The organism is Blautia sp. MSJ-36 (genome assembly GCF_018917985.1).
Classification (GTDB): Bacteria; Bacillota; Clostridia; order Lachnospirales; family Lachnospiraceae; genus Blautia_A.
Genome location: NZ_JAHLPQ010000008.1, coordinates 135,384 through 142,745, shown reverse-complemented (window position 1 = coordinate 142,745; position 7,362 = coordinate 135,384). Strand labels below are relative to the sequence as shown.

8 protein-coding genes and 1 pseudogene are annotated in these 7,362 nt (G+C 40.9%); 4 read left to right on the top strand and 5 right to left on the bottom strand.

Annotated features, from left to right (window positions below; genetic code table 11):
* Positions 1 to 434 precede the first annotated feature (434 nt).
* Both KQI39_RS17890 and KQI39_RS17345 read left to right on the top strand, forming a co-directional pair.
* Positions 435 to 791: pseudogene (locus KQI39_RS17890) on the top strand (GGDEF domain-containing protein); the annotation flags it as partial.
* A 57-nt stretch (positions 792 to 848) separates the two neighbouring features.
* Entirely contained in the window at positions 849 to 1,295 is a 447-nt protein-coding gene (locus KQI39_RS17345) for a PAS domain S-box protein (protein ID WP_253293122.1), read from the top strand.
* Positions 1,296 to 1,355: 60 nt separating this feature from the next.
* Here KQI39_RS17345 and KQI39_RS08360 read toward each other — a convergent pair whose 3' ends face one another.
* A complete protein-coding gene (locus KQI39_RS08360) occupies positions 1,356 to 1,826 on the bottom strand; it encodes a GNAT family N-acetyltransferase (protein ID WP_216417750.1) in 471 nt (156 codons plus the stop codon).
* 155 nt (positions 1,827 to 1,981) lie between these two features.
* Positions 1,982 to 2,674, bottom strand: a complete 693-nt coding sequence (locus KQI39_RS08355; RefSeq protein WP_216417748.1) for a Crp/Fnr family transcriptional regulator — start codon at positions 2,672 to 2,674, stop codon at positions 1,982 to 1,984.
* Between the two features lie 129 nt (positions 2,675 to 2,803).
* Here KQI39_RS08355 and hcp point away from each other — a divergent pair, with 129 nt between their 5' ends.
* Entirely contained in the window at positions 2,804 to 4,375 is a 1,572-nt protein-coding gene (hcp, locus tag KQI39_RS08350) for a hydroxylamine reductase (protein ID WP_216417747.1), read from the top strand.
* A gap of 61 nt (positions 4,376 to 4,436) precedes the next feature.
* Here hcp and KQI39_RS17885 read toward each other — a convergent pair whose 3' ends face one another.
* Entirely contained in the window at positions 4,437 to 4,652 is a 216-nt protein-coding gene (locus tag KQI39_RS17885; protein WP_334300795.1) for an NAD(P)-dependent oxidoreductase, read from the bottom strand.
* Positions 4,653 to 4,657: 5 nt separating this feature from the next.
* Positions 4,658 to 6,016: an MATE family efflux transporter gene (locus KQI39_RS08340; protein WP_216417745.1), complete on the bottom strand. Its 1,359-nt coding sequence runs from the start codon at positions 6,014 to 6,016 to the stop codon at positions 4,658 to 4,660.
* Positions 6,017 to 6,230: 214 nt separating this feature from the next.
* Between KQI39_RS08340 and KQI39_RS08335 the strand changes: the two genes are divergently transcribed.
* Positions 6,231 to 6,689: an Lrp/AsnC family transcriptional regulator gene (locus KQI39_RS08335; protein ID WP_216417743.1), complete on the top strand. Its 459-nt coding sequence runs from the start codon at positions 6,231 to 6,233 to the stop codon at positions 6,687 to 6,689.
* A 29-nt stretch (positions 6,690 to 6,718) separates the two neighbouring features.
* On the opposite strand, the gene KQI39_RS18015 is transcribed toward KQI39_RS08335, so the two are convergent.
* Positions 6,719 to 6,844 (bottom strand): DUF4186 family protein, encoded by a 126-nt coding sequence (locus KQI39_RS18015; RefSeq protein ID WP_442860757.1) that lies wholly within the window; start codon positions 6,842 to 6,844, stop codon positions 6,719 to 6,721.
* Positions 6,845 to 7,362: the final 518 nt, after the last annotated feature.

The window sequence follows — 7,362 nt, the reverse complement described above, 5'->3', positions numbered from 1 at the left end:
ATAAAATCAAAGTTATAAAACGAATAATGTATGGCAGAAACAGTTTTGAATTATTGAAAGCAAAAGTATTATTCGGTGAACTTTTTCACAATAAATTCAACTAAGTGTGGAAAGAACCGGTTAAAATAAAGTCTTCAAAAGTTGCAATAACAGTGGTATTATTATCTTGGAACTTCAACATAATGATGCCTCCTTTCGCTGTATTACCTACAAATAGGATAGCACATTTTGTTGAAGTTTCTTTATATTTTATTTTATCTAGCACAACAAGTTAAATTAATAGCAATAGTCAGCGGAATGTTTACTGCTATCGTTTTACTTCTGTCAGGTCTTACCCGGGTATGGTTAGTATCAAAAGAAAATAAAAATAAATTTCAGATACTGGCACACACAGATTCTCTCACCGATATTTACAACCGCTATGGATTTGATGAATTAGCCGAAAGGATGATCACCAAAAATCCAAAAAATCATTTTGTGGCCGCACTCCTTGATATTGATGACTTTAAGTTTATCAATGATATTTACGGACATATCTATGGGGACAGGGCATTAAAGAGTCTCACAGATAGCATGAAGGCTTTTTTCCAAAAAATACATTACTGGGAAGAAACGGTGGTGATGAGTTCTGCATTCTTCTGCCGGATCATACCTATGAAGAAACGGAAGAACTGCTGCGGCAATTCACCAAGCTTCCAAAGACATTTTCATGTAAGGGAAAAGAATATCCGTTTTATATTTCTCTCGGATATGCAGAATATCCAACCTTTGCATCCACACGCTCACAACTCATGCGCTGTGCAGATGCAGCACTTTATGAAATAAAGCTTCACGGAAAAAACGGATGTATGGCTTACAGGGAGGGTCTCCGATCAGGAGTCCGCAAACAGCTCGGATTCGCATTCAGGGATATCTCTGAACACCTTCCGGGTGCATTTATCATATACAGAGCGGACAAAGATGATGATGAACTCCTGTATGCAAACCACGAGTTCCTTCAAATGACCGGATATAAAACTATAGACAAATTCTTCAGCCTCACAAACAAAAGCTTCCACAACCTGATCCGTGAGGATGAACAGCACCAGATAGAAACAAGCATCTGGAAACAGATCGATGCCGGCAATAACAATGACTATATCCACTTTCATCTTCGAAAAGCAGACGGCACCTACCTTTCTGTGCTTGATCACGGAAGGATCGTGGAAAGCCAGCAATACGGAAGAGTATTTTATGTATTGTTTATGGACTGGGATGCCATGCATGTTCATTACAGTGATAAATTTTCCGGCTAAGGTACAGACATCTCAGTCTGTGTCTTAGCCGGCTGTTTTTTTCCTGAACAATTCAATATCTTATAATATGTATTCCATCTGTCTTTCTTTTGTCCGCATTCCCATTTTCTCATAAAATTTTTCTGCTGAAGTATTTCCTGCCCATACATTCAATGTCACTTCATAGCATCCCAGCCGCTTTGCTTCGTTTTTTACATATTCAAACAGACTTTCCCCAATATGCTGGCCTCGTGCCTCCTGATCGACACACAGATCATCTATAAAAAGAGACTTAAACGGAACCATATTGTTTGAAAAAGGCTGCTCCTTTAATTGACAAAATGCATACCCCACACAAACATCAGTCTCATCCGCTGCAACATATATCGGCTTTTCTTCGTTTTTCAGAAGCTCTGCCAATTCGTCTGTCGTATATTTTGTTGTGCCCGGAATAAAAATATCAGGCCTTATATCTGCATGGATCTGCAGCACCTGCCCTAACAATTCCAGGATCCTGGGAATATCTTTTTCTTCTGCTTTTCTGATGAGCATATTTTTCCTCCTGTTTTTCAATAACTGATTTCATAGATTCTTTATACATACCATAATACCATCGTGTGAAAGCTTATAACAATAGAATCATTTTAAGCAGTCTCGCTTTCCTTTTGTATTATAATGAAAAAGTTTATCGTTTTCCGTGATGTATATCACATTTTTATTCCTGAATCCGTATCATTACAAACAATCAGCTCAAAATGGTTTCTTTTTGTTTTTATAAGGCCTTCTTTTTGCAGCTTTGATATCTCCGCAGACATTGCCGCACGGTCAATGCAAAGATAATCTGCCAGCTGCTGCCGGTCAAAAGGAATGTCAAAGGATAACGATGCCCGTCTGATAGATACCGATGACAGATAGGACAACAGCTTATCCCTGGTCGTTCGTTTGCCTACATGTGTGATCTTATCATTGAGGATCAGGATCTTATTTGCCAGGACACCGACCATGTTACGGATCAGCTTCTGATGATGCTCACATACTGTTGGGCAGGAAACCAGAAGCCTTTGAACATTTAAGAAAATAATCTCACAATCCTCATCTGCTACCACACTGACATTCAGAACAGCTCCCGGACTTGCTGCATATGGTTCACCGAAAAAATCTCCTGCATGACATTTTGACAGAATATTCCGATGTCCCCACAGGTCTTCCTGAATAACAAGAACACAGCCTGCCACCACAAGTCCCATTACTTCGGTAGAATCTCCGGCTCTGAAAATATAAGAATCCCGTTTTCTGGAGATCGTTGCTGCATTTACACAGTGCAGTATGGATAATATCTCATTATCAGTAAGACCTTTAAAGAAAGGACTGGTTCTTAGAATGGGTAAATATTTTTTCAAAATTAATCCTCCTGTTGGAAATCAAACATACACGTTGTAATTATTATACTATACTCCTAACAGAAACCGAGGATAAAATAATAAGAAAGATCATTCGGAAAAATCACAGAATAAAAGGAGAATACAATAATGGATAAGAAAATGTTTTGTTTTCAGTGTGAACAGACAGTCGGATGTACCGGCTGTACAGGAAATGCCGGTGTCTGCGGAAAAAAAGCAGATACAGCGAAATTACAGGACGAGCTGACAGGTGCATTGATCAGTCTGGCTAAAGCTGCCGACAGCACGGAAACTATTTCAAAAAGAACCGGACAGATCATAATCGAAGGACTGTTTACTACAGTTACAAATGTAAGTTTTGACAATGCTGCAATCGAAAATATGATACAAAAAGTCAGAGCTGAAAAAGAAAGACTGGTTCCTGACTGCAGAACAGAGGAATATGATCTTCAGCAGCTGTGGAATGCCAATGAAGATATCCGCTCCTTGAAGTCTCTTATTCTCTTTGGTATCCGCGGAATGGCTGCCTATGCCTATCATGCAAATGTTCTGAATTATGAAGATACCGAAGTGAATCAGTTCTTCTGCGAGGCATTATCTAAGATCGGTTATGAAGAAAGTACAGAAGCACTTCTTTCCACAGTACTCAAAACAGGAGAGATCAATCTGAAGTGCATGGCTCTTCTTGATAAGGCAAATACAGAAACCTATGGAACACCAGAGCCAACTGATGTCACACTTACGGTAGAAAAAGGGCCTTTTATTGTCGTGACCGGACATGATCTGAAAGATCTGCAGCTTTTGCTTGAACAGACTGAGGGAAAAGGAATCAATATCTATACACATGGTGAAATGCTCCCTGCCCATGCCTATCCATTCTTAAAGAAATACTCTCACCTGAAAGGCAATTTCGGAACTGCATGGCAGAATCAGCAGAAAGAGTTTGACCATCTTCCGGCCCCGATCCTCTACACTACCAACTGTCTGATGCCTCCAAAAAGCAGCTACGCTGACAGAGTATTTACAACCGAAGTGGTTACCTTCCCAGGCGCTGTCCATATTGACGAGAAGAAAGATTTCACACCGCTTATTGAAAAAGCGCTGGAGCTGGGCGGTTACAAAGAAGATCAGATGTTCTCCGGTATCAATGGTGGAAAAAAAGTGACAACCGGTTTTGGTCATGCAGCCATCCTGTCCCATGCAGATACTGTAGTAAATGCCGTAAAATCAGGTGCGATCCGCCATTTCTTCCTGGTTGCCGGCTGTGATGGTGCCAAGCCAGGTCGAAACTATTATACGGAATTTGTAAAGCAGACACCTTCTGACAGTATCGTTCTCACCCTGGCATGTGGAAAATTCCGTTTCAATGATCTCGATCTGGGAGAGATCGGTGGTCTGCCACGACTGATGGATATGGGTCAGTGTAATGATGCTTATGGTGCGATCCAGGTTGCTGTGGCACTTGCAGATGCATTTGGATGTTCTGTAAATGAGCTTCCGCTTTCCTTCGTACTCTCCTGGTATGAACAGAAAGCAGTCTGTATCCTGTTAACCCTCCTGCATCTGGGTATCAAAAATATCCGTCTTGGTCCTTCTCTTCCGGCGTTCCTTTCTCCTAATATTCTGAACTTTCTGGTTGAAAATTATGGTATTGCACCTATCACCACACCGGAAGAAGATATCAAAGCACTGACTTATTGATCATAATTATATTTTTCACTCTGCAAACCCGGAAGTTGTATCATCACTTTGCTGCCAGATACTACAGATCTGATACAACATTAATTGGCTCCCCTTCCATAAACTTCTTTATATTATCCGCCAGAATAGAAACCAACCGCTGTCTTGTCTCAAGTCCTTTCCAGCCCATATGTGGCGTCAAAAGGACTTGAGACATAGTATAAAGAGGGCTGTTTTCTTCAGGTGGCTCGGTTTCCTGAACATCAAGTCCGGATCCTGCAATCGTACCATTTTCCAATGCTTCTATAAGCGCTGCCTCATCAATAAGTGCACCTCTTTATCAGTCGGCCATGATCTTCTGAGAGCCATATAGGATATCAAAAAATTTGCAAACCAACCGGCTGGTACAGCAAGCCAGACAAATACAATGCCAAAACGCGGTGCACAGATCAAAGCAACAGACAGGCGGATCGCCAGGTTTACCATATTTGCAATAAGGAACGGGCGCATGATCCCAAGGCCACGAAGAACCCCATCCGTTGCCATTTTGATTCCCATAAAGATGAAGAAATAACCAATCCATCTCATATAACCCTCGGATACCTGATAAGCCAGGGCAGTTCCATCTTTACCAAGAAATAGCGAGGAAATCTGAGTATGCAATGTCTCAATAACTATAAAAGCAAGAACTGCAAAACATACATCTAACACCAGTGCAGCGTGATATCCTTTTTTGATCCGTTCAATTTTCTTTGCACCAAGATTCTGGGAAACATATGGGGAAACCGCATTGCCGATGGATACAAAAATCAACGAAAAAACATTCTCTACCCGCATCGTTGCCGCATACCCCGCAAGTGCCTGTGTACCGAAGGGATTTACAACAGCCTGTACGATCATCATACCGATGGACACTGTAGACTGCTGAAGAACCGAAGGTACAGCAATTTGAAGCATGGAATGTAACTCCTGCCTGTCAAACCAGTCAAAGCGACTTTTATATCGACGCATCCGGCTAAGGAAAAGCAAAAGTGAAAACACCGCAGAAATTCCCTGTGCTATAAGAGTCGCAAGGGCTGCACCAAACACACCGAGACCAAGTCCGGCCACCATCCAGAGATCCATAAAAATATTTAAGATTGACGAAAATATCAGAAGCCCCAGCGGGATTTTTGATTCACCTATGGAAGTAAACATATTGGAAAGAATGTTATACATAAACAGAAAAGGAAATCCCACGAAATAGACCCGCAGATATAACACTGCATCATTCAGTATATCGCCAGGGGTTTGTAACACACTCATCATCCAGTGGGAAAAGCAAAAGCCAAAAACCCCAAGGACTATACTTAGAATTAAAAAGCTAAACAAAGATGTTGACACAATGGTCTTCATTTTTCCATACTCCCTGGCACCGAAATGGCGGCTCACCAGCACACCGGCACCGACACCGGCACCCAGAGCCACACAAATGAAAACATTGGTCAGCGCTGCACAGGCCCCGACAGCTGCAAGTGCGGAGGAGCCAACAAATTGGCCGACGATGATAGAGTCAGCCATATTGTATATTTGCTGAAAAAAACTGCCCAAAATCATTGGCATTGCAAAAACCGTCAGCGCTTTAAGAGGCGCATCTGTGATCAAATACTCATCTTTTGACATTATCATATTCCTCCACCGATTTCATAATCTCACTTATCCTTCCCTTTATCAGATTTTTGTATATTCGAAATGTAAGTTTTAAATTACGTTACGAAATAATTATATGTAGTTACAGCTACTAAGTCAAGCCAGCGTTTACTTTCCGCAACATAAATGATATGATATTTAAGAAAAATTACTATCCGGAGGATATTACTTTACAGGAGGGACACTTATGTACCTGGACAGTTTAGATGAACTGGATCAGAAGATCATCCAGTTGCTTATAGAAAATGCACGTATTTCTTACTCTGATATCGGTAAAGAAACCGGTATTTCCAGAGTGGCAGTAAAAGCCCGGATTCAGGCTCTGGAGAAAAAAGGCATAATTGAAGAATATACAACTATAATAAACCCTCAAAAGATCAGCGGTGCTGTTTCCTGCTATTTTGAAATCGAAACAAAACCAGACCATCTGTCACAGGTGACAGATATATTACATAATAATGATATCGTCACACAGATTTACCGTGTCACAGGAAGAGACAAACTGCATGTACATGCCGTTGCTTCATCAAGTGATGAAATGGAACACTTCCTGCACACAGTCATTGATACACTGCCCGGCGTTATCAGCTGCAGCTGCAATACGATCTTATCACGTATTAAAGATATTAAAGGGTTGCGGCTATAGAAATCCGACCCCAAAGCTGAGACGTTCTCTCAATGAATTTCCCGACCGATCCATTCCATGATCACATTTACAACATATTCCTGCTCCGCTTCTGTCAATTCCCGTCCTTTCGGAATACATGTTTGTGGGGTCTGACCCACTGTGGAAAATACCATTTTCACCCTTTTTTATAATTTTAAAAGGATATTTTATCTTCGTCAAGAAATATGTGATTTCAGTTGATTTCGGCAGACTTTTTATAAACAAAAAAACAGCCCACAGTCCGCACTACCTGCGAACCATGAACCGCTGTCAGACGTCCCCGAGAGGATTTGAACCTCCGACCCCTCGCTTAGGAACAACTTTTATGCAGGTTCATACTAGTCCAACCGGAACAACCTATTCACTTATAAGTCCAGTAAAAATGCGCTTTCCCAGACTATTTCTGTTCATATAAGATCATTGAAAATTATTTCGGATTTTTACATTTTATGAGAAAATGAATGTACGTTTCTAATATAAAGCGCCAGTTCCATCTATAATTTTTCAAATCATAAAATCCAACTATCCTGCCCATTTACGCAAGATGCTTTGACCACTATTTTACCTCTTTTTTCTCACATGCTCTGATTTGATCTCATATATAAAACCAGCAGAGATTTTGCTCTCCACCGGTCTGCTTTTATCCTAATTA

Coding starts and splice junctions, on each gene's coding strand:
- KQI39_RS17345 (WP_253293122.1), top strand. CDS start 849: ATGGCTTACAGGGAGGGTCTCCGATCAGGAGTCCGCAAACAGCTCGGA.
- KQI39_RS08360 (WP_216417750.1), bottom strand. CDS start 1,826: ATGCTCATCAGAAAAGCAGAAGAAAAAGATATTCCCAGGATCCTGGAA.
- hcp (WP_216417747.1), top strand. CDS start 2,804: ATGGATAAGAAAATGTTTTGTTTTCAGTGTGAACAGACAGTCGGATGT.
- KQI39_RS08340 (WP_216417745.1), bottom strand. CDS start 6,016: ATGTCAAAAGATGAGTATTTGATCACAGATGCGCCTCTTAAAGCGCTG.
- KQI39_RS08335 (WP_216417743.1), top strand. CDS start 6,231: ATGTACCTGGACAGTTTAGATGAACTGGATCAGAAGATCATCCAGTTG.
- KQI39_RS18015 (WP_442860757.1), bottom strand. CDS start 6,844: ATGGTATTTTCCACAGTGGGTCAGACCCCACAAACATGTATTCCGAAA.